The organism is Pseudomonas sp. DWRC2-2, assembly GCF_049897885.1.
GTDB lineage: Bacteria > Pseudomonadota > Gammaproteobacteria > Pseudomonadales > Pseudomonadaceae > Aquipseudomonas > Aquipseudomonas azotoformans_A.
In genome coordinates this window covers 1,336,376-1,358,825 of the sequence record NZ_JAFCXD010000002.1, presented here as the reverse complement: position 1 = coordinate 1,358,825, position 22,450 = coordinate 1,336,376, and the positions used below count along the sequence as shown (strand labels likewise).

The 22,450-nt window shown below is 60.7% G+C and carries 18 protein-coding genes, 6 tRNA genes and 1 pseudogene; 11 read left to right on the top strand and 14 right to left on the bottom strand.

Annotated features, from left to right (window positions below):
- Positions 1–106 precede the first annotated feature (106 nt).
- The 6 genes from ACP7EW_RS14885 (at position 107) to ACP7EW_RS14860 (ending at position 7,331) form a co-directional block, all read left to right on the top strand.
- Entirely contained in the window at positions 107–514 is a 408-nt protein-coding gene (locus tag ACP7EW_RS14885; RefSeq protein ID WP_005786670.1) for an ExbD/TolR family protein, read from the top strand.
- A gap of 2 nt (positions 515–516) precedes the next feature.
- Positions 517–1,254 (top strand): energy transducer TonB family protein, encoded by a 738-nt coding sequence (locus tag ACP7EW_RS14880; protein WP_426217943.1) that lies wholly within the window; start codon positions 517–519, stop codon positions 1,252–1,254.
- Between the two features lie 24 nt (positions 1,255–1,278).
- Positions 1,279–3,561 carry a TonB-dependent receptor gene (locus tag ACP7EW_RS14875; RefSeq protein WP_426217941.1) on the top strand — a complete coding sequence of 761 codons (2,283 nt, stop codon included), beginning with the start codon at positions 1,279–1,281 and terminating at the stop codon, positions 3,559–3,561.
- A 17-nt stretch (positions 3,562–3,578) separates the two neighbouring features.
- Positions 3,579–4,226, top strand: coding sequence for a MotA/TolQ/ExbB proton channel family protein (locus ACP7EW_RS14870; RefSeq protein WP_028615752.1), 648 nt, complete (start codon positions 3,579–3,581; stop codon positions 4,224–4,226).
- A gap of 52 nt (positions 4,227–4,278) precedes the next feature.
- Positions 4,279–5,496, top strand: coding sequence for a phospholipase D-like domain-containing protein (locus ACP7EW_RS14865; RefSeq protein WP_426217939.1), 1,218 nt, complete (start codon positions 4,279–4,281; stop codon positions 5,494–5,496).
- 95 nt (positions 5,497–5,591) lie between these two features.
- Positions 5,592–7,331, top strand: coding sequence for a dipeptidase (locus tag ACP7EW_RS14860; RefSeq protein WP_426217936.1), 1,740 nt, complete (start codon positions 5,592–5,594; stop codon positions 7,329–7,331).
- A gap of 31 nt (positions 7,332–7,362) precedes the next feature.
- Here ACP7EW_RS14860 and ACP7EW_RS14855 read toward each other — a convergent pair whose 3' ends face one another.
- On the bottom strand, positions 7,363–9,024 hold the full coding sequence (locus ACP7EW_RS14855) for a M24 family metallopeptidase (RefSeq protein ID WP_426217934.1): 1,662 nt from the start codon (positions 9,022–9,024) through the stop codon (positions 7,363–7,365).
- Positions 9,025–9,101: 77 nt separating this feature from the next.
- On the opposite strand from ACP7EW_RS14855, the gene ACP7EW_RS14850 reads away from it, so the two are divergent.
- Positions 9,102–10,607: a PLP-dependent aminotransferase family protein gene (locus ACP7EW_RS14850; RefSeq protein WP_426217932.1), complete on the top strand. Its 1,506-nt coding sequence runs from the start codon at positions 9,102–9,104 to the stop codon at positions 10,605–10,607.
- A gap of 11 nt (positions 10,608–10,618) precedes the next feature.
- Here ACP7EW_RS14850 and ACP7EW_RS14845 read toward each other — a convergent pair whose 3' ends face one another.
- On the bottom strand, positions 10,619–10,870 hold the full coding sequence (locus ACP7EW_RS14845; protein WP_016979527.1) for a hypothetical protein: 252 nt from the start codon (positions 10,868–10,870) through the stop codon (positions 10,619–10,621).
- A gap of 59 nt (positions 10,871–10,929) precedes the next feature.
- A complete protein-coding gene (locus ACP7EW_RS14840) occupies positions 10,930–12,033 on the bottom strand; it encodes a polyamine ABC transporter substrate-binding protein (RefSeq protein ID WP_426217930.1) in 1,104 nt (367 codons plus the stop codon).
- A 138-nt stretch (positions 12,034–12,171) separates the two neighbouring features.
- On the opposite strand from ACP7EW_RS14840, the gene ACP7EW_RS14835 reads away from it, so the two are divergent.
- Positions 12,172–12,963, top strand: coding sequence for a response regulator transcription factor (locus ACP7EW_RS14835; RefSeq protein WP_426217926.1), 792 nt, complete (start codon positions 12,172–12,174; stop codon positions 12,961–12,963).
- A 73-nt stretch (positions 12,964–13,036) separates the two neighbouring features.
- Here the strand turns inward: ACP7EW_RS14835 and ACP7EW_RS14830 are convergent.
- The 6 genes from ACP7EW_RS14830 to ACP7EW_RS14805 all read right to left on the bottom strand — a co-directional run bounded on the left by ACP7EW_RS14830 (position 13,037) and on the right by ACP7EW_RS14805 (position 13,710).
- Positions 13,037–13,112, bottom strand: a tRNA-Gly gene (locus ACP7EW_RS14830).
- 3 nt (positions 13,113–13,115) lie between these two features.
- A tRNA-Glu gene (locus ACP7EW_RS14825) sits at positions 13,116–13,191 on the bottom strand.
- Between the two features lie 104 nt (positions 13,192–13,295).
- A tRNA-Gly gene (locus ACP7EW_RS14820) sits at positions 13,296–13,371 on the bottom strand.
- Positions 13,372–13,374: 3 nt separating this feature from the next.
- Positions 13,375–13,450 (bottom strand) — tRNA-Glu (locus tag ACP7EW_RS14815).
- A gap of 104 nt (positions 13,451–13,554) precedes the next feature.
- Positions 13,555–13,630: transfer RNA gene (locus tag ACP7EW_RS14810), tRNA-Gly, on the bottom strand.
- 4 nt (positions 13,631–13,634) lie between these two features.
- Positions 13,635–13,710: transfer RNA gene (locus ACP7EW_RS14805), tRNA-Glu, on the bottom strand.
- Between the two features lie 372 nt (positions 13,711–14,082).
- Between ACP7EW_RS14805 and ACP7EW_RS14800 the strand changes: the two genes are divergently transcribed.
- On the top strand, positions 14,083–14,841 hold the full coding sequence (locus ACP7EW_RS14800) for a hypothetical protein (protein WP_426217924.1): 759 nt from the start codon (positions 14,083–14,085) through the stop codon (positions 14,839–14,841).
- Between the two features lie 117 nt (positions 14,842–14,958).
- A complete protein-coding gene (locus tag ACP7EW_RS14795) occupies positions 14,959–15,771 on the top strand; it encodes an alpha/beta fold hydrolase (RefSeq protein WP_426217922.1) in 813 nt (270 codons plus the stop codon).
- Positions 15,772–15,808: 37 nt separating this feature from the next.
- Here the strand turns inward: ACP7EW_RS14795 and ACP7EW_RS14790 are convergent, their stop codons facing one another.
- The 4 genes and pseudogenes from ACP7EW_RS14790 to ACP7EW_RS14775 all read right to left on the bottom strand — a co-directional run bounded on the left by ACP7EW_RS14790 (position 15,809) and on the right by ACP7EW_RS14775 (position 20,268).
- Positions 15,809–16,651 (bottom strand): methyl-accepting chemotaxis protein, encoded by an 843-nt coding sequence (locus ACP7EW_RS14790; protein WP_370590780.1) that lies wholly within the window; start codon positions 16,649–16,651, stop codon positions 15,809–15,811.
- 15 nt (positions 16,652–16,666) lie between these two features.
- Positions 16,667–16,867, bottom strand: a pseudogene (locus ACP7EW_RS14785) (HAMP domain-containing protein); the annotation flags it as partial.
- Positions 16,868–17,890: 1,023 nt separating this feature from the next.
- Positions 17,891–19,303 carry a PLP-dependent aminotransferase family protein gene (locus tag ACP7EW_RS14780; RefSeq protein ID WP_426217920.1) on the bottom strand — a complete coding sequence of 471 codons (1,413 nt, stop codon included), beginning with the start codon at positions 19,301–19,303 and terminating at the stop codon, positions 17,891–17,893.
- A 203-nt stretch (positions 19,304–19,506) separates the two neighbouring features.
- Positions 19,507–20,268, bottom strand: coding sequence for an SDR family oxidoreductase (locus tag ACP7EW_RS14775; RefSeq protein WP_426217918.1), 762 nt, complete (start codon positions 20,266–20,268; stop codon positions 19,507–19,509).
- Positions 20,269–20,497: 229 nt separating this feature from the next.
- Between ACP7EW_RS14775 and ACP7EW_RS14770 the strand changes: the two genes are divergently transcribed.
- Complete coding sequence (locus ACP7EW_RS14770) at positions 20,498–21,505, top strand: NADP-dependent oxidoreductase (protein ID WP_177113624.1); 1,008 nt, start codon at positions 20,498–20,500, stop codon at positions 21,503–21,505.
- A gap of 69 nt (positions 21,506–21,574) precedes the next feature.
- Here ACP7EW_RS14770 and pyrF read toward each other — a convergent pair whose 3' ends face one another.
- Positions 21,575–22,273 (bottom strand): orotidine-5'-phosphate decarboxylase, encoded by a 699-nt coding sequence (gene pyrF / locus ACP7EW_RS14765; RefSeq protein ID WP_010211681.1) that lies wholly within the window; start codon positions 22,271–22,273, stop codon positions 21,575–21,577.
- Positions 22,274–22,450 lie beyond the last annotated feature (177 nt).

The following is a 22,450-nucleotide window of genomic DNA, read 5'->3' as shown; positions in this document are numbered from 1 at the left end:
GTCTGAAATACCTGTCCTAGAGCCCTCAAAACGTCAATTAAAGTTAACCAATCGGTCATTTTTGGTTGTTAGCGTGTCGCCCCTAATTCAATAACGGGGTAGCGGAATGAGAACCTGGGACGAACCGAAAAAACGCAAGGCGCACATCGAACTGATCCCGATGATCGACGTGATGATGTTCCTCCTGGTGTTTTTCGTACTCGTGAGCCTGAACGTGATTCCGGCCCTCGGCATGAAGACGCAACTGCCCAGCGCCAGCAGTTCACAGCAGCTCAAACCACAGAACAAATTCATCCTGACACTGGGCCTGGAAGGCCAACTGCAACTGGATGGCAAGGACCTCACGGTCGATGCGCTGGTGCCGGCGCTGAAGGCGGCCGAAAAGCCTGACACCAAGTCGACCATCATCGTCAACAGCGACAAAGGCGTAGAAGTTTCGCGCCTGGTGGAGGTGATGGACACCCTGCGTCTGGGTGGCTTTACCTCCGTGTCCATTGCCACGCGTAAGTCCTGATCATGTACGTATTGTTTCGTGCGCGTCAGCTGCTGGGCAGTGTCCCGGCCCTGATCGCCCTGGTGCTGATTGCACTGGGTATCCAGTCCCAGACCTTGAAGGTTGAGCCGGTGTATGACGAGTCGGCGGTCGAGTTGGCGCTGGTCGAGCCGGAGCCAGAAGTGATCCCCGAGCCGGTGGTGGAACAAGAGCCGCCACCGCCGGTGATCGAGGATGAAGAGGCAGAACCGGCCCCGCCACCGCCGCCGCCAAAACCGCTGCCAAAACCCAAGCCTGAGCCCAAGCCAAAACCTGTGCCCAAGCCCGTGGTCGCCAAGCCAACGCCCACCCCGACACCCCCACCGGTCGCCGCCAAACCGGCACCGGCGCCCGTGGCCCAGGCCGCGCCGACACCCGCGCCGCCCGCGCCGCCCGCGCCCCCCAAGGTCGACGGCCAAGCGCTGGAAGGCGGTTACCTCAAGGGTTTGCGCAACGAGCTGGATACCTACAAGCAGTACCCCACCGGACGCCAGGCCTCCCTTGAACGCCCCACCGGCGAAGTGGTGGTCTGGTTGCTGGTCGACCGCCAGGGTCGGGTTCTCGACTCCGGTTTGCAGACCCAGGCCTCGAGCATGTTGCTCAACCGGGCCGCCACCAACAGCTTGCGTCGTATCAAGCAAGTCAAGCCGTTCCCCGAGCAAGCCTTCGGGGGCCGCAATGAGCAGCGCTTCACCGCCACCTTCAACTACAGCGTGCAATAAGCACCCGACACCAGGACGACAGAGATGAGGTTCACACGGATTCATCTGGCACTCGTTGCCGCAAGCATGGGCCATGGAATGGTCATGGCCGACACCAGCAACAGCGACGTCGGGACGATTGGGGTTCAGGGCAAGGCCACGGCAGGTGGCGGCTACATGGTGCAGGAAGAAAGCATCAAGGGCCGCTCCACCGTGACCAAGGAAGCGCTGGATAAACAGACCGCCACCGGCAACGCCGTGGACAAGCTCAAGTACACGCCGGGCTTGAACATTTCCAGCGAAGACAACACCGGCCTGTCCGGCTTTCGCTTCACCATGCGCGGGCTCAACTCCGACCAGGTGGGGATGTCGGTGGACGGCATGCCGATCAACGACTCCGGCAACTACGCGCTGTACTCCAACCTGCTGGGCGACCCGGAAAACATCGAGCAGATCTTCGTCACCCAGGGTTCTTCGGAGGCCGACGGCCCGCACATCGGCTCCAGCGGCGGCAACATCGGCATCGTGACCATTCGCCCGACCAAGGAAACCGGGGCGTTCGTCAAACAGGTGATGGGCAGCAACGCCACGCGCAAGACCTTTGCCCGCCTCAACACCGGCGAGATCAATGGCCTGAGCAACTGGTTGTCGGCGTCCCACACCGAAGGCCAGATGTGGCGCGGTTCGGGCGCCGTGCGCGCGGACAAGGTCGAATGGAACAGCTTCTTCGACGCCGGCGATGGCAACACCGCCAACCTGATCCTCAAGTACCACGAGCAGGACAACAATAGCTACAGCCAGCTGACCAAGGCCCAGTACCAGCAGAACGGTCGCAAGTACGACCCCTACCCGGCCACGCCGACCGTGGGCAGCAACGGCAAGTACAACAGCTACTACGCCCTGGCGCAGAACCCGTTCCAGACCTTCACCGCCGTGCTCAACACCCAGTTCAAACTGGCAGACAACCTCGCGTTGTCGGTGATCCCGTATTACTACTGGGGTAACGGCAGCGGTGTCGGTTCGGCCAGTTATGCGCTGAACCGCGGCTCCAACCAAGGCGGCGTGTTCGACCTGGGCAACCTGCCCACCGGCGCCCAATACAACGCCGACGGCACCCCGAACAACGGCGTGTATTACCGCCCTTCGCGCACCCAGACCTGGCGTCCGGGCATCACCACCAAACTGAACTGGGACCTGGGCGATCACAGCCTGCAAGTCGGCTACTGGTACGAGCGCGCACGCCAAAGCCAGACCCAGCCGTTTATTCCGCTCAAGGCCAGTGGCAAGCCCGTCGACACCTGGCCGGACTCCAACGACGCGGTGGTCGATGCCAATGGCAACACCATCCAGGGACGCGACCGCTTCACCATCACGCCGGCGCAGAAAGTCTGGGCCCAGGACACCTGGTACATCAACTCGGACTGGACCCTGATCGCCGGCCTGGCCTACATGAACGTCAAGCGTGACGGCACCAACCACGGCAGCCTCACCGAGCAGCCGGAAAAACGTAACCAGACCTACAACAAGCTGCTGCCCAACGCCGGCCTGAAATACCAGCTGGATGAACGCGATCAGTTGTTCTACAGCCTGTCGCGCAACATGCGCATCCCGCAGAACTATGTGCTGTACGACAAGGGCGTGGGTTCCATCGACTCCAAGCCGGAAACCAGCTGGAACCACGAGTTGGGCTGGCGCTACACCGATGAAGACATGACCGTGGCCGCCACCTTGTTCTACATGCAGTTCAAGGATCGCCAAGTGTCGTCGCGGGACATCAACGGCGACTTCGCCGACATCAACGCCGGCTCCGTCAACAACAGCGGCCTGGAGTTGGAGTGGAGCGGCCTGCTACCCAATCACTTCAACTACTACACCTCCTACACCTACACCAAGGCCGAGCAGCAAGACGACCTGACCGTGTACAACGCCGGCCAAGCCATCTTGCTGCCCACCAGCGGCAAGCAGTTCGCCAACGTGCCGAAAAACATGCTGGCCGCCAACATCGGCTACGACGACGGCCGCTTCTACGGCACCTTCGGCGGCAAGTACACCAGCAAGCTCTACGGCGACCTGACCAATGACGAAGCCATCTCCGGCCGCACCGTTTTCAACGCCGGCGCGGGTATCTACCTGCCGGTGGACAAGAAGGTAGTCAAGGACGCCACCCTGCGCCTGAACGTCGACAACCTGTTCGACAAGAAGTACCTGGACGGCGTGTACACCACCAAGACCAACGCGGCCAGCTACAGCGGTTTCCGCGACGGCGACCCGGCCTACATCGTGGGTCTGGAACGTACCGTGACGGTTTCCCTGGAAGCCAACTTCTAATTGCGAGGTAAATGAACATGGACATGAACCTGCTCCACGACATCACCTTTTATGTGATGTATGCCGCGATGGCCATCGCGATCTTTATCACCATCGAGCGCGGGATTTACTTCGCGTATGTACGCCGCCAAGCCCGCGCGCTGACCGAGGTGCTGGGCGCCAATGTGCACAGCGAACGCGACCTGCCGGAAAGCCTGACCCGCCGTGACAGCCTGCCGCTGAGCATGGTGTTGCCAGTGCTGGCACAGAAAGCCTCACAGGGTTCGCGCAAGGACTTGGATGACGTGATCGAAACCCAGTACCTGACCACCCGTGCCCCCCTGGCCCGCAGCCTGTGGATTATCGAAACCATCACCACCGCCGCGCCGCTGTTGGGTTTGCTGGGCACCATCCTCGGCATCATCGACACCTTCAAGGCGCTGGCCACGGCGGGCGTGTCCGACCCAGGGCAGATTTCCGGTGGTATCGGCACGGCCTTGTTCGCCACCGGCCTGGGGATCGCCATCGCGCTGTTCTGCGTGGTGTTCCACAACTTCTTCCAGGACAGCCTGGAGCGCATCAACGACCAGCTGAAAATCCTGCTGATCCGCGCCGCCACCGGCGCCCGCGTGCAGAGTGAAGTACCGCACCTGGTGCCGACGCCACTGCACAGCCGCACGGCGTAAACGTAACAGCGGGCGCGCAATGCGCCCGCTTTCTTTTGTGATGGGAATTCCTATGTCCATTTCCTTGAAATTGCGCATCGCAGGCCTGGCAGGCTTGCTCATGAGTCCGCTGGCCCAAGCGGACTTTTCGATTCCGGGGTTTGAATTGGTGCACACCGTGCCGGTGGACACCGCCCTCGGCACCGACGACTTGCGCCAGCCCGGCCCAGTGTGGAGCGAGCTGTTTGACGGCGCAAAAAGCAGCATCGACATTGGCCAGTTCTACGCCGCCGATCACCCAGGCTCGGTGATGGACCGCGTGATCGAACGCCTGGAAGCCGCCGGTAAACGCGGTGTGAAGATTCGTTTTCTGCTGGAAGAAAAAGGCATCCGGTTGTCGGAAGCGTCCACCCTGGAACGCCTGCGGAAAATCCCCAACCTGACCTTTCGCGTGCTGCCCTACGCGCGGGTGAGCGGTGGGATCATCCACGCCAAATACCTGGTGGTGGATGGCAAGCAGGCGTTTGTCGGCAGCCAGAATTTCGATTGGCGTTCGCTGGAACATATCCACGAAACCGGGCTGCGTATCACCGACCCGACCGTGGTGAGCCAAGTGCAGGCGATCTTCGAACAGGACTGGAAAGCCCAGCAGGCATTGGCCAACAACCAGCCGGTGCCACTGCCTGCCTCCAGCAAAGAGCCGCCACGCACCGGCAACTACCTGGTCGCCAGCCCGCAACGCTACAACCCGCCAGGCGTCGGCGATTCACAGCTGGAACTGCCGCGTTTACTCAGCGAAGCGAAACACGAAGTGCGCGTGCAACTGCTCGACTATGCGCCACTGTCCTACGGACCTGACAAGACCCGTCCGTACTACGCAGTGATCGACAATGCCGTGCGTGCGGCGGCGGCACGTGGGGTGTCGATCAAGCTGATGGTGTCCAACTGGAACACCGACACGCTGGAGTTGCCCTACCTCAAAAGCCTCGCTGTGCTGCCCAACGTGCACATCAAGATCATCACCCTGCCCGAGGCCAAGCAAGGCTTTATCCCGTATGCGCGGGTGATCCACAGCAAGACCATGGAAATCGACGGCGAGGTTGCGTGGATCGGCACCAGCAACTGGCTGGGCGGGTACCTGGATAACTCGCGCAACCTGGAAGTGGTGATGCGCAGTGAAGCGATGGCCAAGCGGGTCGGGGAGTTGCATGAGCAATTGTGGGATGGGCCTTATGCTAGAGCCTTGAACGTGACCGAGGAGTACCCTGAGCCCCACCCTGGCCAGCATTGACCAGAGGCACCTGAGTAGTGGTAGTGTGTGGAAATGTTTCTGACAGATTGATCAGAAACGTCCTACTCACTACCTGCAAAGGAATGCGTCCCTCCATGCACTTTCCACTCAAGCAATTGGCGGCTGCCACCCTGTTCGCGGCGAGCCTTTCGGCCATCACCAGCCCCGCTTTCGCCAACATCACCCCGGACCAAAGCACGGCAATTCTGAAGCATTTCAACGAAACGTCAGTCACCGACTTCCGTGGTTTCCTCGGCGCCCTGGCCAAGGGCGACCTGGGCAAGACCCGTGATGTGGGCCCGGCGATCAGTGCGTTTCTTGATAACAAAACCTTGAGCGCGGATCAGCAGAACGAGATCAATCGCCTGCTCGGTATCTACACGCGAGTGAAGTACGGCAAGGCCGCCACCGAAACCCTGCGTGAGCTGGTGGAAATCCCGACGTTCAACGTGGACGGTCTGCCGCAGTACAAGAACCCGGAGTTCATCAAGATTGCCGGCAAGATTGAGGCACTGGCCAAGGCCTTTAACCTGACGTTCCGCAATATCGACAACCGTGTGTACGAAATTTCCCTGGAAGGCAGCGGTGATGAAGTGGTCGGTATCCACGCCCACGCCGACGTGGTGCCTGTGACACCGGAAAACTGGGTGTTGAAAGACGGCACCAAGCTCGACCCGTTCAAAGTCACGCTGATCGGCGACCGCATGTACGGGCGTGGCACCGAGGATGACAAAAACGGCATCGTCGTGGCGATGTATGCCATGAAGGTGATCAAGGAAGAGAAGCTGCCGCTGGCACGCAATTTCAAGCTGCTGGTGGACACCACCGAAGAAACCTCCGGCGACGCGATTCCCTACTACTTCGAAAAGAACCCGACACCGCAGTACAACCTGGCGCTGGATGGCGGTTACCCGGTGGTGATTGCCGAGAAAGGCTACGGCACGGTGATGGCCACCTTCCCGCGTCGCAAGGGTGAAGGCAAAGGCGCGGAAATCATCTCGATGACGGGCGGCATGGCAACCAACCAGATTCCATCAGCTTCGGTGGCGACGTTCGTAAGCGACAAGCCGGCCGAATTGGCCGCCAGCTTGCAAAAGGCCGGCACCGACTACGCCAAGCGCAACGGTGGCGATTTTGAAGTGGCCGCCAAGGTCGACGGCAAAAACGTCAAGCTGACCGTCACCGGCGTGTCCGCGCACTCGTCCGAGCCGGAATCCGGGGTCAACCCGGTGGCGCGCATGCTGGAGTTGATCCACAGCGTCGATGGCAAGATCGCCTTCAAGCACAACCACATCACCGATGCTGCACGTTATGCGTCCGACAACTGGGGCCTGGATTACCTGGGCGGCAAGTTGGGCGTGGGCTTCTCTGATGAGTTCATGGGGCCGCTGACCACTTCTCTGACCTTTGTCGGCCTGGATGACAAGGCCTTCAAGCTGGCCGTGAACCTGCGCGTGCCAAAGGGCAAGTCACCGGAAAAACTCAAAGCCGAGATCGCCGACAAGCTGAGCGCCTGGGACAAGAAAACCAAGGTCAAGGTGGGCTTCACCTACTCTGTGGCCGAGCCGATGTACCGCAACCCTGAAGGTGAGTGGGTCAAGGCCCTGTTGGCGGTGGCCAGCGAAAACCTGGGCATGGAACATAAATTTGGGACCTCTGCGGGCGCGACCTCCGTGCATGAACTGCCCAACGGCGTGCAATTCGGCCTGGCGCGCCCGGAAGTGAAGTACACCGGGCACACCGACAACGAGTTCAAGACCGTCGACCAGTTCCTGCTGGACCTGCAGATCGTCACCGAAATGATGGGCCGCATCGGCCAACTGCCCAAGCTCTGATAAACAGCAGCCCGCCGCAACGGCGGGCTGTTCAGGCTTGCAGCATCAGCATATCTTCGAAAAAACCACCGACCGGTTCCGTGGGATGGCACAGCTGGATTTCCAGGACCCAGGCCATTTCACTCGGTGGGATTTCCAGGTCCGCCAGCACCTTGCTCTCGAACAACGCGTGGGGGAAATCCGCAAGGCGGTGCCCTGCGAGGTTACGCGCCAGCCTCCAGCCTTTTGCCACGGCGCTCTGCTCGGCGAAGTCATAGAGTTCGCGACCAGTGAGGCCCTGTAGCCAGGCGTCGCGGGTTTCGTCGAACACCTCATGCAGTGCGGTCCTGCACGCCAGGTGCAGCGGCGCGTCACCGAACACAAAAGTGTCACCATAGTCGCCCTCGTAACCGTCCCACACCGGGCCCAGATCGACCACGACAATGTCGCAGGCGCGCAGCCTGCGCTGGCGGTCAACGCCTTCGCGGGGCGGGCGGACCGTGTCGTCGCCAAAACGGATGTAGGTCGGGTGCCAGGTGTGGGAGGCGCCCATGGCTTGCAGTTGGTCGGCGGCCATGTCGAGGGCTTCGCCGGTGGTCATGCCCACTTGTAGTCGGCTGGCAATTGCCGCCAGGGCACGGATGGACTGATCGCGCGCGGCCAACATGCCGTCCAGAGAATAACGTGGGCCGACTTTCTCCCAGACCGGGTGCAACGCCTTGGGCGCCGTGCCGGCACTCGACCGGCCACTGGGCACAAAGGCTTCCGCGACGAATCGATGACCGGGCAAGCCGGCGTCCAGACACGCCGTGCGCACCTGACTGATCATGGCGCCATTACCGCAGGCATACACCTGGGCGACTTGCCAGTCGTGCCCGTGATTCAGCGCAACTTCCTGCACTCGTCCGTGGGAGGCCAACACCGGGTGCCAGTGAAAGCGTGGGTAATCATTGACTGCTTGGTCCAGGAACACACGGTCGTAGAAATCTGCCGGCTGCCCGCCGCCCCAGTACAAGGTCACGTCAACATCACGCTTTAGGGCGGTCAGCAGGATCGGCTTGATGCCTGCATAACCGGTGCCCGTAGCGAACAGGACCACGGACACATCGTCATTGTCCTGCCAGGTACAGGCACCAAACGCTCCTTCCAGTTGCAACAGATCGCCAGCCTCCAGGTCGGCCAGCAACGTTTCGGAAAACAGCCCGCCACTCACCTGGCGAATCTGAAAAACCAGCCGCCCATCGTCGTCGGCCGGCAGGTTGGCGATCGAGAAGCACCGCGAGTCACCGTCGACCAGGCGGAACTTGAGGTACTGACCCGCCCGCACTGCCAGCGGCCTGTCCGGCATCAGCACCAGCTCAATGATGTCGGGGCTCAGTGCGCGTTTGCTCACGACCTGCGCCTCGACCACCAGCGCGGGTGTGTCCAACGACCAGCCGGGGATTTCCAGGCGCATGTCGCCGCAGGCGTGGCTCTGGCACAACAGCATTTCATTGGCGGCCAACGGATAACACGGCGCGGGTGCGTCCGGCGCCAGCTGTTTGGCCCGGTACGCCCCTTCTGCGACCACCACTTTGCACGACCCACAGGCACCACGCCGGCAGGAAAACGGCACGGACAGGCCATGGGCGAGCATTGCATCCAGCAACAGTTCATCACCGGCCTCAAAGGTTTTCCCCGAGGGGGAGAGTTCGATGACATGGCGTGTATTCATAACAACCTCGGGGTGAGTGAGCCGTGATTGTTGCGCTAGACTAGGCCCATTAAAACCTCCAGTTTTGGATACTTCAGATGGTCCAGATGCGAAAATGGCGACCGCTGCTCAAGCTCAACGACAGTGCAAGCCAGGCGTCCTATCGCAAGATTGCCGAAGGCCTGGTGACCGCGATCGTTGAAGGGCGATTGCTGCCAGGCACACTGTTGCCGGGCACTCGGGAAATGGCGCAGTTGCTCGACGTCAACCGCAAGACTGTGGTGCTGGCCTACGAAGAGGCCATGACCAAGGGCTGGCTGGTCAGCGAGCCGCGGCGCGGGACCTTCGTCAATGCGCAGTTGACGGCCAAGCAACTGCCGAGCCGCGCGCAGGCGCCCTTCGCGCCGCCCATCCTGGCGCAGACAGCCGCGCCCTATTTCGCCCAGAACGCCCAGGTGACGGCGCTGAACCATCGGCATGACGCGCTGTTTTTCGATAACGGCACCAGCGACCACCGCCTGCTGCCCCAAGCCGTGCTGCACCGCTACTACCGCAATGCCCTGCGCAGCAGCTTTGCGTCCAACACCCTGCGCTACGGCAGCGAGGGCACCGGCTATCATCTGCGCTGCGCGCTGGCCGAGATGCTGCGTAACAACCGTGGGTTGACGGTCGGCGCCGAAAACATCTGCCTGACCCAAGGCACTCAGATGTCGCTGTACCTGACCGCCAGCCTGTTGCTCAAACCCGGCGACGTGGTGCTGGTGGAGCGCCTGAGTTACCCGCCAGCGTGGGAAATTTTCCGCAGGTTGGGTGCGCAACTGGTCACGGTGGACATCGACGAAGAAGGCTGTCGCACGGACCAGATCGATCGCCTGTGCCGCGAACACAAGGTGCGGATGATCTATCTCACGCCACACCACCAGTTCCCCACCACCGTGAGCCTGCACGCGGCGCGGCGGCAGCAGTTGCTGGCATTGGCGGCGCTGCATGATTTCTGCATCATCGAAGAAGACTACGACCACGAATTTCACTTCAGCGGGCGCCCCTACCTGCCCCTGGCCAGTGATCGTGCGCAGCGGCATGTGATTTATGTTGGCTCATTATCCAAGGCTCTCGGCTCGACGTTCCGCTGCAGTTATGTGGTGGCTCCTGCGCAGGTGGTCGAAGCCCTGCATAGCAACGCCGCACTGATGCTGGGCGATGCCGACGCGGTCGCGCAGAAGATGCTTGCCAACCTGATCAACGACGGCGAACTCAAGAAGCACCTGCGCCGGGTATCAAAGGAATACCGCGCCCGCCGTGAAACCTTGCAAGGCTGCCTGCATGCGGCGTTCGGTGAGCGGATCCAGGTGCGCGAGCCCGAAGGCGGCCTGGCGCTGTGGGTGCGTTTCGACGATGCAATCGACGTCGACCAGACGGTGAACGCAGCCCTTGATCACGGGCTGGTCGTACGCAGTGGCCGGCAGTTCTCGCCGATGGACCAGGCAGAAAATGCGCTGCGCCTGGGCTTCGCCTCGCTGAATCAGGAAGAGATCCGCGAGGCTACGTTGCGCTTGGCCAAAGCGGCGAACCGGCGCACACACAAAAATGCCGATCATCACTGATCGGCATTCGGTTAGAGCGGCAGCAGGAAGCGTGATCGCTCCTCGGTCCGGGCAAGCTCCGGGAACTCCAGCAGCAGCGCCCGGTTGCCCCGGCCAATATGCTCCATCACCGCCCGCGTAATGTACTCACGCACCATGCCCGTCGAGACGTAATACATGGCCCAGGCTTGTTCGGGCGTACAGTGGCCGATCTGTTCCTCGATGTCCTTGTACGCCTTGTCATCGTCCGACTTCACGTCGCGCTGATATTCGGCTTGGCCCATGATTGTTCTCCTTCACTGGCACGTCTGCAGCAGCCCGACCCGCCTATTCATTCACCCGATCAGGTGCCGCTCTTCACCTTGGTCCACACCCGCGTGCGGATTCGCTCCAATTTCAAGGGCAGCGGCTCCAGGGGAACCAAGGTGGCGATCGTCTCTTTGGACGGGTAAATCCAGGGGTTGTCGCGCAACTTCTGCTCGACCAACACGGTGGCGTCCTTGTTGGCGTTGGGGTACAGCGTGTGGTTGGAACTCTTGGCGATCACTTGCGGGTCGAGCATGTAGTTGATGAACGCCAGACCCTGCTTGGCATGCGGCGCATCCTTGAGCAGCACAAAGTTTTCCGACCACACCAACCCGCCCTCACGCGGCAGGCTGTAGGCAATCTTGCGGCCGGTGTTGTTTTTCTCATTGATGGCCTGCGCCGTCAGCGCCCCGCTCGCCCAGCCGACCACCACACAAATATTGCCGTCGGCAAAGTCGGCGTCGGTCCTGGAAGAGTCAAAGTAGAGCACGTAAGGGCGGATCTTCAGCAGCAGCGCCTGGGCTTTCTGGTAATCCTCAGGGTTCTGGCTGTTGCTTGGCAGGCCGAGGTAATGCAAGGCAATCGAGATGATTTCGCTCGGCGAGTCGAGCATCGCCACGCCACACGACTTGAGCTTGCTGATGTTCTCTTCCTTGAAGATCAGGTCCCAACTGTCTACCGGGGCATCGTCACCCAGGGCGGCCTTGACCTTATCCACGTCGTAACCAATGCCGGTGGTGCCCCACAAATACGGCACGGCATAGCGGTTACCTGGATCATTGGCGGACAGCAGCGCCAGCATTTCCGGATCGATGTGCGAGAAATTACTCAGTTGGGAGCGGTCCAGCGGTGCCAGCACACCGGCCTGGATCAGGCTGGGCAAGACATTCGAGGTGGCGACGACAACGTCATACCCGGTGCGCCCGGCCATGACCTTGCTCTGCATGATCTCGGCACTGTCGAAGGCATCCAGGTGCATCCGGGTACCGGTTTTCTGCTCAAATTCCTTGGGGGTTTCCGGCGCGATCAGCCCGAACCAGTTATACAGGTTGACCCGTGGCTCGGCCGCCGAGACCGGGGCACTGGTACACACAGCGACCAGCGCAGCCATAAAAATGGCGCGCAATTGGGGTTGACTCATCTCGCTATCCTTGTCAAAACGACAGGCCATCATGGCCTGCATCCACTGTTGGGTGAATATACGCGGCACGTCCGATTAGTAAATACCCAGAAGTACTTAGCCCAGCCCCATGAATGCCTAACCCTAAAGGGGTAGTAAATGTCGCTCGACCTTCACAACCTGGCCTGGCATCGGTCCGCCGGAACGCTGATCATGCAGTTGAACCGCCCGGCGTTCTGGAGCTCGCTGGTTCGCGTGTTAAAGGAATATGTCCAGATCGACAATTGGGTTGTATTGATCTTCAGCGACCAACAGGTGCGGGTCATCAGCCTGACCGAAGTCGCCGATGCGGACGAAGTGGACGCCCTGACCCAGCGCTATGTAAAAGGGCTGTACCTGCTGGACCCCTTTTATATCGCCAACCGGGAAAACCCGCAGAGTGGTTTTTTCCATCTGTCCGACATCGCGCCGGAGCATTTCCTGACCACCGAGTATTACCACCAGTACTTCGCCCAGTACGTCAGCGTGGACGAGGTGCAGTACAACGTGCAGCTCGACGTCGACCGAACGCTGTGCATTTCATTTGGCAGCAACGTGCGTTACAGCCCGCAGCAGATCACCACGCTGGACATGATCAAACCGTGGGTGCTGGCATTGATGCATCAACGCATGTGCTTTGAGAATGATGCGGAAAAAAGCCAGGCCGAGCCGCCGCCATGGTCTGAGGCAATCATGCAACTTGGCGCACAAATCACTGCGCGCGAAAAAGATGTGCTGCGGTTACTGTTGAGCGGTTTTTCCAACAAAGAGATCGCCGGCAAGCTGAACCTGTCCACAGAGACCATCAAAGTTCATCGTCGCAACCTTTACAACAAGCTGAGCATCAAGTCTCAGTCCGAGTTGTTTGCACGGTTTTTCATGCCTGGGCAGGAAACGTCGCCTGCGCATTGAACGCCAGCGTCCTCTCACAAATCACGCACAAACAAAAACGCCGATCATTGCTGATCGGCGTTTTTGTTGAATATGGAGCGGGAAACGAGACTCGAACTCGCGACCCCGACCTTGGCAAGGTCGTGCTCTACCAACTGAGCTATTCCCGCAAATGGCGTCCCCTAGGGGACTCGAACCCCTGTTACCGCCGTGAAAGGGCGGTGTCCTAGGCCACTAGACGAAGGGGACACACAACTGAAACACATGGTGTGTATTTCAGCGCCCAGAGGTTAGATCCGAAGATCATGCCCTGGTTTCACTCAGTGCCGCCCGAAGGCCACACTGCTTAAACTTGGAGCGGGAAACGAGACTCGAACTCGCGACCCCGACCTTGGCAAGGTCGTGCTCTACCAACTGAGCTATTCCCGCAAATGGCGTCCCCTAGGGGACTCGAACCCCTGTTACCGCCGTGAAAGGGCGGTGTCCTAGGCCACTAGACGAAGGGGACACACAACTGAAACACATGGTGTGTATTTCAGCGCCCAGAGGTTAGATCCGAAGATCATGCCCTGGTTTCACTCAGTGCCGCCCGAAGGCCACACTGCTTAAACTTGGAGCGGGAAACGAGACTCGAACTCGCGACCCCGACCTTGGCAAGGTCGTGCTCTACCAACTGAGCTATTCCCGCATATTGGCGTCCCCTAGGGGACTCGAACCCCTGTTACCGCCGTGAAAGGGCGGTGTCCTAGGCCACTAGACGAAGGGGACACACGTACAACATTCACTACCTAACCGCGTTTCGCTGTGTGCTTTACGCGTTAAGTGGCGCGCATTCTATGGATGGATTGAAAGGTCGTCAACCCCCAAGGATAAATTTATTAAAATCAATGACTTCGACCTGCTTTCAGAGCCTGCGGGCGAATTGTGCGCGTCCGGGCTTTGACGCCTATATTCTGGCGCCCGACAAGGCGCTATAGTTCGCTCCGGCAAATGATGGCAATGTGCATCCATGCAGGGAGCGCCTATCTATATAGAAGCAAACTACCTGGGCAACTGGTCGATCAGTCCTATCCGCCGGATGGCCCAGTCACTACACTCCACTGTAAACCCTATAAAGAGGTCACACCGGTGACACCACTCATGATCACCCTGCTGGTAATAGCCGGGATCGTAATACTGATCGCCATTGGCTACATGAACCACGTGGTGGAAAACAACAAGCTGGAAAAGAAGCGCACCGAGATCGAGCTTAATGATCGCCTGCGTCGCTGCGGTGAAATCACCGAGACCTTCCCCGGCCAATTGATGACCCCGGCGCTCAAACTGTTGATGACTCGCCTGGAACTCAACGTCAACCAGCGCCTGTTGAACCTCAACAAAGGCAGCGCACCGCTGAAGGCCCGCATCACCGAGCTGAATACGCTGGTGGCCCAGGGCGAATCGATCCCGGTGAACAACCCGCCCGCGCCGATCCAGACCGAAGCCAAGGCCAAGGACGTGCGTTTCCTGCTCGAAGCCCTGCACGGCCAGGTCACCCGCGCCGCCCAGGACGGTTTCCTGCCGGCCAACGAGGCCAAGCACTGGATCCGTGAAATCCGCCATATCCTGGTGTTGCTGCACATCGAGTTCTTCAACAACCTCGGCCAGCACGCCCTGCAACAAGGCCAGCCAGGCCAGGCACGCCTGGCGTTCGAGCGCGGCGTGCAGTACCTGCGCAAACAGCCGGAACCGGTGATCTACAGCACACAGCTGCAACAGCTGGAGGCTCAGCTTGCTCGCGCCAACTCCACGGTGCTGACCAACAGCAAGCCGGCCGAAGACGAGGTCAACGAACTGACCGAAGGCCTCAAAGTGGTGGACACCGACGCCGAGTGGAAGAAGAAAGTCATCTACGATTGATTGGCCCTCCCCCCTGTGGCGAACCCGGTTCGCCACATGCCATCACTTTGCATCTATCCCCCCGCCCCCGACTAGCGTAAAAAAGTGCCCCTTACTCCGTGAAGTCAGAGGCTCGCTATGCCTGTCGCCGTCATTGATGGACAACCGCTGCACTACGTCGACCAGGGCACCGGCCCAGTCGTCCTGCTGGGCTCAAGCTACCTGTGGGACGCCGATATGTGGGCGCCGCAGATCGAAGCGCTGTCGCAACAATACCGTGTCATCGTGCCGGAACTGTGGGGTCATGGTGAATCCGGTGCGTTGCCCGCGCAAACCCATTCCCTGGACGACCTCGCGCGCCAGGCCCTGGCCCTGCTCGACCAGTTGGACATCCCGCAGACCAACCTGGTGGGGCTCTCGGTCGGCGGTATGTGGGGCGCACGCCTGGCGCTGCTGGCCCCCGAGCGAATCAACAGCCTGGTGCTGATGGACACCTACTTGGGCGCCGAGCCCGAGGCCACGCGCCAGTACTACTTTTCGTTGTTCAAGATGATCGAAGACGCCGGCGCCATCCCCGAGCCGCTGCTGGATGTGGTCGCGCCGATCTTCTTTCGCCCGGGTATCGACCGCGAATCAGCGCTATACCAGGATTTCCGCCGACAATTGCAGAGTTACTCCAAGGAGCGCCTGTTGCAGAGCATCGTGCCTCTGGGCCGGCTGATCTTCAGTCGCGAAGACGTGCTGGAGCAACTGCCGCGCCTGGACGCCGACACCACCTTGGTGATGTGCGGCGAGCAGGACAAACCCCGCCCTCCCGCCGAGTCCGAGGAAATGGCGGGCCTGATCGGCTGCAGCCTGATCCTGATTCCGGAAGCCGGCCATATCAGCGCCAGGGAAAACCCGGACTTCGTCAACGAAGCCCTGCTGACCTTCCTCGCCAACAACGCCTGACCCGCCCTCCCCTGTGGTCGTCGCACTCACGCGGCGATCACAGGCGGAAGTGCCCCACCATGCCCTTGAGTTCCGCGCCCAACTGCGCCAGTTGAATACTCGACGCGGCGTTGCCCTGCATGCTCAGCGCCGACTGATCGGCACTGGCACGAATACTGGTGACGCTGCGGTTGATCTCTTCAGCCACCGAGCTTTGCTCCTCAGCCGCCGCGGCAATCTGCTGGTTCATCTGCTGGATCAACGACACCGCCACTGCGATGCTGCCCAAGGCACTTTCGGTTTCCAGCGCATCGCTCACCGCCAGCTTCACCAACTCGCCACTTTGCTGGATCTGCTGCACCGAGGACTGGGCGGCACTGCGCAAGGTGCTGACCAGTCGCTCGATCTCCTCGGTAGATTGCTGGGTACGCTTGGCCAGGGCCCGTACTTCATCGGCCACCACCGCAAAACCACGGCCCTGCTCGCCGGCACGGGCGGCCTCGATGGCGGCGTTGAGGGCCAGCAGGTTGGTCTGTTCGGCCACGCTCTTGATCACACTCAACACGCTGCCGATGTGCTGAATTTCCGCGCTCAAGCTCTCGATGCTGGCGCTGGCAGAGGTGCTGGAAGCAGCCAGCAATTCAATGCGCTGCAAACTCTGGCGCACCACCTGCTGGCCGCTGTCGACTTTGTCATCGGCGGTCTGTGCGGCTTGCGCGGCCTCTTCGGCGTTGCGCGCCACATCGTGCACGGTGGCGGTCATCTGGTTCATCGCCGTGGCAACCTGTTCGGTTTCTTCTTTCTGGCTGCTGACCTCGACGTTGGTCTGCTCGGTGACGCTGGACAATGAATGCGCCGAACTGGCCAGTTGCTCTATACCGGCTTGCAGGCCGCTGACCATCTGGCTAAGCCCATTACCCATCTGTTGCATCGCCTGCATCAACTGGCCGATTTCATCACGACGGCTGACCTCCATGCGCCCACTCAAATCGCCGGCGGCAATCTGCTGGGCCACCGCAATCACACTGCGCAGCGGCGCGACGATCAAACGGGTGATCACCCACGCCGCAATCAACCCCACCAACAACGCCAAAGCCGAAGAGCCGATGATCAGCATCGCGCTTTTCTTCAACTGCGCCTGCATCGACTGGTCCTCGGCGTCGTAGGCCTGGTTGACCCGACTGACGACCTCCCCCGCCCGATCATGCAACTGCTTGTAGACCACCTTTTCCTGGGCTAGCAGGCCGGTGTACTCGCCGAGCTTTTCACTGAATGCGGCGATATGCCCGGCCACTTCGTTGAGCACGGTCTGGTAGCCGGAATCCTTGACTGAGGTCTTCAGTTGCTCGACCTGGGCAAGCGCCTGGTCGGCCTGCTCGATCTTGCCTTGTTCAGCGTCGTCTTGATCCGCCTTGCGGCTCTGGTCCAGCCGCACATGGGCTTCATTCATGGCTTGCAGCATCAGGCGCGACACCTGGCTGACCTGCCCCGCCTGCTCGATGAACTCGGCGCCTTCCTTGCCCTGGCTTTCCTTCAAGCCATAGGCACCGTCATCCGCCAGCCCGGCCTGCAACACGTCAAGGTTGTTGGCCACGCTGGACACCGACCAACTGGCCATTTCCAACGCCAGGTCTTTGGTCTGGGTCAGTTCGACAAACTCATCGAACGCCTTGCGGTAGGCGGCCAAGGCCTGTTCGACATCGGTCATGACCGGCACGTTGGCCGCCGACTGGGCCTTGAGACTGGCCGCAAGCGCCGCCAAGGCATCAACGCTTTCATGCAGGGCATCGACGGCTTTGGGGTCGGCGTGCAGCGCGTAGTCCTGCTCGATCAGGCGCACCTTAAGCAAGCCGCTGTTAAGCGACGACATGGCCTTGAGGCCTTCGAAACGCTGGCCAACGGTTTGCAGGGACCACACCCCGATCGCCGCGACCAAGGCCGTCAACAGCAATACCAGGGTGAAACCCAAGCCCAGCTTTTTTGCCATACCAAGGTTGGCGAATTGTCGTTGCACGGCCGAAATCATTGCACTTGAATCCTCTTGCAATGGCGGTTGCCATCGAGCCCGGTTTACATAGGCGAGATTCGCAACCACAAGGCACTGAACACAAGTCGTTGGCGCCACAATAATGGCAAAAAGCTACACGTTCGTCGTTTTCAGAATGGTCGAGGTCGATCTGGCGGGCCCCATGGCGCGGAACAACGCCAAGGCCCGTTGATCATCGGCATAGGCCACATTGATGCGCAGCCACTCACTGGGCTCGCTGGTTGGGCTGAACAGCGCTCCCGGCGACAACAAAACCCCGAGCCGCCGGGCACATACCTGTAACCGCGATGAATCCCGTGCCCCTGGTCGCGCCCACACGAACATGCCGCCGGCAGGCACGGTGAACACCTCCCACTCCTCGTCCTCCAGCACCTGCAGCGTAGCCGTCATTTGCGTATTCAACCGCTTGCGCAAGCGCTGTACCCATTTGCGATAAGTGCCATTCGCCAGCAGCGTGGCCACCACCGCTTCGGCAAAGCGTGAGGTGCCGAAACCGGTCAGGGTCTTGAGGCTGGCCAACTGCGTGATGATCGTGGCGCTGGCACTCAGGTAACCCACGCGCAAGGCACTGCTCAAGGTCTTGGAAAAGCTTGCGACGTAGATCACCCGGTCATCATGGGGCAACGCCGATAGGCGCGTGCAACTGGCATGTTGCAAGTCACCGAAGACATCCTCTTCGATGATCAGGAAATTGTCGCGCCGCGCCAGCGCCAGCAAGCGCTCGGCCACCGTGCGGCTCAGGCTGGAGCCGGTAGGGTTGTGATACAGGCTGTTGATGAACAGGCACTTGGGCCGGTGCCGTTGCAGCAGTGCTTCCAGCGCCGGAATGTCCGGGCCCGCGGGGGTTCGCGGCACGTGCAGCAGTTGCACACCGTGGAACGCCAGTTGCCTATAGAGGTTGCCGTACCCTGGCGTCTCGACCACCACGCAGTCGCCGGCCTTGAGCAAGGTGCGTATCAGCAAGTCCTGGGCATGGCTCGCACCCGCCGTGGTAAGGATACGGTCCTGGTGGGCCGCAATGTGGATTCGGCTCAGCCGCTTGAGCAGTTGCTCGCGCAGCGCCGGCAACCCCAGTGGCGTGCTGTAGTTGAACAGGCCCGCGGTGTCGGTACGGGTGACTTCACGAATCGCATAACTGATGTCATCGCTTTCACGCCAGGCATCGGGCAACCAGCCGCAGCCCAGCTTCAGCTCTCCCAGTGGACTATCGACAAAGTCCCCCCATTCCCGCTCGGCGCCTTCGTACCACTGGCCCTCATGCAAGGCCGGTGGCTGAGCCACGCTGAAACCCGAGCCCGGCTTGGAAACCAGCACACCCTGGGCGACCATCCGCTCGAACGCCTCGATCACGCTGGATTGGCTGAGCAGGTTATCGAGGGCCACCTGTCGAATGGACGGTAAGCGTGTGCCAGGGCTCACCCCACTTGTGCGAATCCATTGCGCCACTGCGCTGATGATTTGCTGCACCACCGGTACAAGGGCTTGTCGATCGATCCCTAAATCCATGCGCCACTCACTTCAACTGTCTGTTATTCAACCCAGAACAGTTAAGCACAGAAGCGCATTTCGGCCGCTCGCCAAGTTTTATTAAAGTATTGATTTTATTAGATTATTTACCTTCTGATACACATTCCGACAGGGCACGGTGCCAGCTATGGAAACGCCCCACAGCCCCCCAAACCTTTTCGAATGAAGGGCGGCGTGAGGTCCTAGATAGCGGTCGCACCACCGTCCACCGCCAAGGCTTGACCCGTGGTAAAGGCCGCGCCGTCGCTGCACAGATAAAGCACCGCACTGGCGATTTCCTCAACCTTGCCGATGCGCCCGACCGGGTGCATGGCGGCGGCAAATTCAGCCTTGCGTGGGTCGGCTTCATAGGCGCGCCGGAACATATTGGTATCGATCACCGCTGGGCAGACTGCGTTGACGCGGATTTTCTTCTTCGCATACTCGATGGCCGCCGATTTGGTCAGGCCGATCACCGCATGTTTGGAGGCCGCATAAATGCTCATCTTCGGCGCCGCCCCCAGGCCCGCTACCGAGGCGGTGTTGACGATCGCCCCGCCGCCCTGGGCCAGCAACAGCGGCAACTGGTGCTTCATGCACAACCACACGCCCTTGACGTTGACGCCCATGATCGCGTCGAACTCATCCAGGCTGCCGTCGGCCAGCTTGCCCTTTTCGATCTCGATCCCGGCGTTATTGAAGGCGTAGTCCAGGCGACCGTAGGCAGCAATGGTCTGGGCCATCAATTGCTGCACATCCGCCTCCAGCGTAACGTTGCAGCGCACGAACAGCGCTTCACCGCCAGCCTGGTGGATCAGGGCGACAGTGCCCTCGCCGCCCGCCACGTCCAGGTCGGCAACCACGACCTTCAAGCCTTCGGCGGCGAACGCCAGCGCGGTGGCGCGGCCGATACCGGCAGCGGCGCCAGTCACCAGGGCGACCTGGCCGGAAAACGTCATGCTCATAGAAGATGTCCTGTGGGAGAAAATAGCCGTGGGTCGAGTCTAGCCAACGCCGCGTCGCACGCGTCAGCACTATCAAACCGCCGGTTGGCGCTGCATGGATCGCAGTGATAACAGGCACAGGGCGACTATCAGCAACGCCTATCGACCGGCATTCGCGCCCTCGGTGAACCTTGCCCCCAGCGCGTTCAAGGTCTATCACTTCAGGTTCATTTCCAGAAGAGTCGCTGCCATGACCGCCCAGACCAACCGCCAATTCCTGCTCGCCAAGCGCCCGGTCGGCGCAGCCACCCGGGACACCTTCACTTATCAGGAAGTGCCGGTGGGCACGCCCCAGGATGGCCAGGTGCTGGTGCGCAACGAATACCTGTCCCTCGACCCGGCCATGCGCGGCTGGATGAATGAAGGCAAGTCCTACATTCCGCCGGTCGGCATCGGCGAAGTAATGCGCGCGTTGGGTGTGGGCAAAGTAATTGCGTCGAACAACCCGAAGTTCGCCGTCGGCGACTACGTCAATGGCGCCCTGGGCGTGCAGGATTATTTCCTGGGCGAACCGCGTGGTTTCTACAAGGTCGATCCGAAACTCGCGCCGTTGCCGCGCTACCTGTCCGCCCTGGGCATGACCGGCATGACCGCCTACTTTGCGCTGCTGGAAACGGGTGCGCCCAAGGCCGGCGAAACCGTGGTGATCTCCGGTGCAGCCGGTGCCGTGGGCAGCATTGCCGGGCAGATCGCCAAGCTCAAGGGTTGCCGCGTGGTGGGCATTGCCGGCGGCGCCGACAAGTGCAAGTTCCTGGTGGACGAATTGGGCTTCGACGCCGCCATCGACTACAAAAGCGAAGACGTGCCCGCTGCCCTCAAGCGCGAGTGCCCCAAAGGCGTCGACGTGTATTTCGATAACGTCGGCGGCGATATTCTCGACGCCGTCCTCAGCCGCCTGGCACTGAAAGCCCGCGTGGTCATCTGCGGTGCCATCAGCCAGTACAACAACAAGGAAGCCGTGAAGGGCCCGGCCAACTACTTGTCACTGCTGGTCAATCGTGCGCGCATGGAGGGCTTTGTAGTCATGGATCACGCCGCAGGCTTTGCCGCTGCTGGCCAGGAAATGGCCGGCTGGATGGCCCAGGGCAAGCTCAAGAGCAAGGAAGATATTGTGGAGGGGCTGGAGACGTTCCCGGAGACGCTGATGAAGCTGTTCAACGGCGAGAACTTTGGGAAGCTGGTGCTGAAGGTCAACTGACACACTGTGGATCAAATTGTGGGAGCGGGCTTGCTCGCTCCCACATTTGTTACCAGATTCGACCTGATATCAGGCGATCTCGGCAACCACCGCCGCCAACGCCTTGGCCGGATCCGCCGCCTGGCTGATCGGCCGCCCGATCACCAGGTAATCAGAACCCGCATCCAGCGCCTGACGCGGCGTCAGGATACGGCGCTGATCATCCTGGGCGCTGCCCGCCGGACGAATCCCCGGCGTCACCAGTTGCAGCGACGGGTGTGCCGTCTTCAGTGCCTGGGCTTCCAGCGCTGAACACACCAGGCCATCGAGACCGGCTTTCTGCGCCAGGGCAGCCAGGCGCAGCACCTGCTCTTGGGGCTCGATGTCCAGGCCGATGCCGGCCAAGTCTTCACGTTCCATGCTGGTAAGCACGGTCACGCCGATCAACAAAGGCTTGGGACCGCTGCGCTGTTCCAGCACCTCACGGCAAGCACTCATCATGCGCAGGCCACCGGAGCAATGCACGTTGACCATCCACACGCCCATTTCGGCAGCGGCCTTGACCGCCATGGCGGTGGTGTTGGGGATATCGTGGAATTTCAGGTCGAGGAACACCTCGAAGCCTTTATCACGCAAGGTGCCGACGATTTCCGCCGCGCAACTGGTGAACAATTCCTTGCCGACCTTGACCCGGCAAAGCTTCGGGTCCAACTGGTCAGCCAGCTTCAGTGCGGCGTCACGAGTGGGGTAATCCAGGGCGACGATGATAGGAGTCTGGCAGACGGACATTGGAATGGGCTCTCAGGCAAGTCGAAATCGGCGCGGATTGTAGCGCAAGCGGCGCCGTTGCGGGATCCGATGATCGGTAAATACTGACCAAGCGCCATCGGGCGGGCATTTTCTCCAATTATTTCAAAGCTGATACATTCACGACATGCCCCCAACACGCCCCAGGGCTAGCCTCGC

What these genes read in the sequence shown, in the direction of transcription:
- ACP7EW_RS14885 (WP_005786670.1), top strand. Translation starts at nt 107, where the DNA reads ATGAGAACCTGGGACGAACCGAAAAAACGCAAGGCGCACATCGAACTG.
- ACP7EW_RS14880 (WP_426217943.1), top strand. Translation starts at nt 517, where the DNA reads ATGTACGTATTGTTTCGTGCGCGTCAGCTGCTGGGCAGTGTCCCGGCC.
- ACP7EW_RS14875 (WP_426217941.1), top strand. Translation starts at nt 1,279, where the DNA reads ATGAGGTTCACACGGATTCATCTGGCACTCGTTGCCGCAAGCATGGGC.
- ACP7EW_RS14870 (WP_028615752.1), top strand. Translation starts at nt 3,579, where the DNA reads ATGGACATGAACCTGCTCCACGACATCACCTTTTATGTGATGTATGCC.
- ACP7EW_RS14865 (WP_426217939.1), top strand. Translation starts at nt 4,279, where the DNA reads ATGTCCATTTCCTTGAAATTGCGCATCGCAGGCCTGGCAGGCTTGCTC.
- ACP7EW_RS14860 (WP_426217936.1), top strand. Translation starts at nt 5,592, where the DNA reads ATGCACTTTCCACTCAAGCAATTGGCGGCTGCCACCCTGTTCGCGGCG.
- ACP7EW_RS14855 (WP_426217934.1), bottom strand. Translation starts at nt 9,024, where the DNA reads ATGAATACACGCCATGTCATCGAACTCTCCCCCTCGGGGAAAACCTTT.
- ACP7EW_RS14850 (WP_426217932.1), top strand. Translation starts at nt 9,102, where the DNA reads ATGGTCCAGATGCGAAAATGGCGACCGCTGCTCAAGCTCAACGACAGT.
- ACP7EW_RS14845 (WP_016979527.1), bottom strand. Translation starts at nt 10,870, where the DNA reads ATGGGCCAAGCCGAATATCAGCGCGACGTGAAGTCGGACGATGACAAG.
- ACP7EW_RS14840 (WP_426217930.1), bottom strand. Translation starts at nt 12,033, where the DNA reads ATGAGTCAACCCCAATTGCGCGCCATTTTTATGGCTGCGCTGGTCGCT.
- ACP7EW_RS14835 (WP_426217926.1), top strand. Translation starts at nt 12,172, where the DNA reads ATGTCGCTCGACCTTCACAACCTGGCCTGGCATCGGTCCGCCGGAACG.
- ACP7EW_RS14800 (WP_426217924.1), top strand. Translation starts at nt 14,083, where the DNA reads ATGATCACCCTGCTGGTAATAGCCGGGATCGTAATACTGATCGCCATT.
- ACP7EW_RS14795 (WP_426217922.1), top strand. Translation starts at nt 14,959, where the DNA reads ATGCCTGTCGCCGTCATTGATGGACAACCGCTGCACTACGTCGACCAG.
- ACP7EW_RS14790 (WP_370590780.1), bottom strand. Translation starts at nt 16,651, where the DNA reads ATGGTCAGCGGCCTGCAAGCCGGTATAGAGCAACTGGCCAGTTCGGCG.
- ACP7EW_RS14780 (WP_426217920.1), bottom strand. Translation starts at nt 19,303, where the DNA reads ATGGATTTAGGGATCGATCGACAAGCCCTTGTACCGGTGGTGCAGCAA.
- ACP7EW_RS14775 (WP_426217918.1), bottom strand. Translation starts at nt 20,268, where the DNA reads ATGAGCATGACGTTTTCCGGCCAGGTCGCCCTGGTGACTGGCGCCGCT.
- ACP7EW_RS14770 (WP_177113624.1), top strand. Translation starts at nt 20,498, where the DNA reads ATGACCGCCCAGACCAACCGCCAATTCCTGCTCGCCAAGCGCCCGGTC.
- pyrF (WP_010211681.1), bottom strand. Translation starts at nt 22,273, where the DNA reads ATGTCCGTCTGCCAGACTCCTATCATCGTCGCCCTGGATTACCCCACT.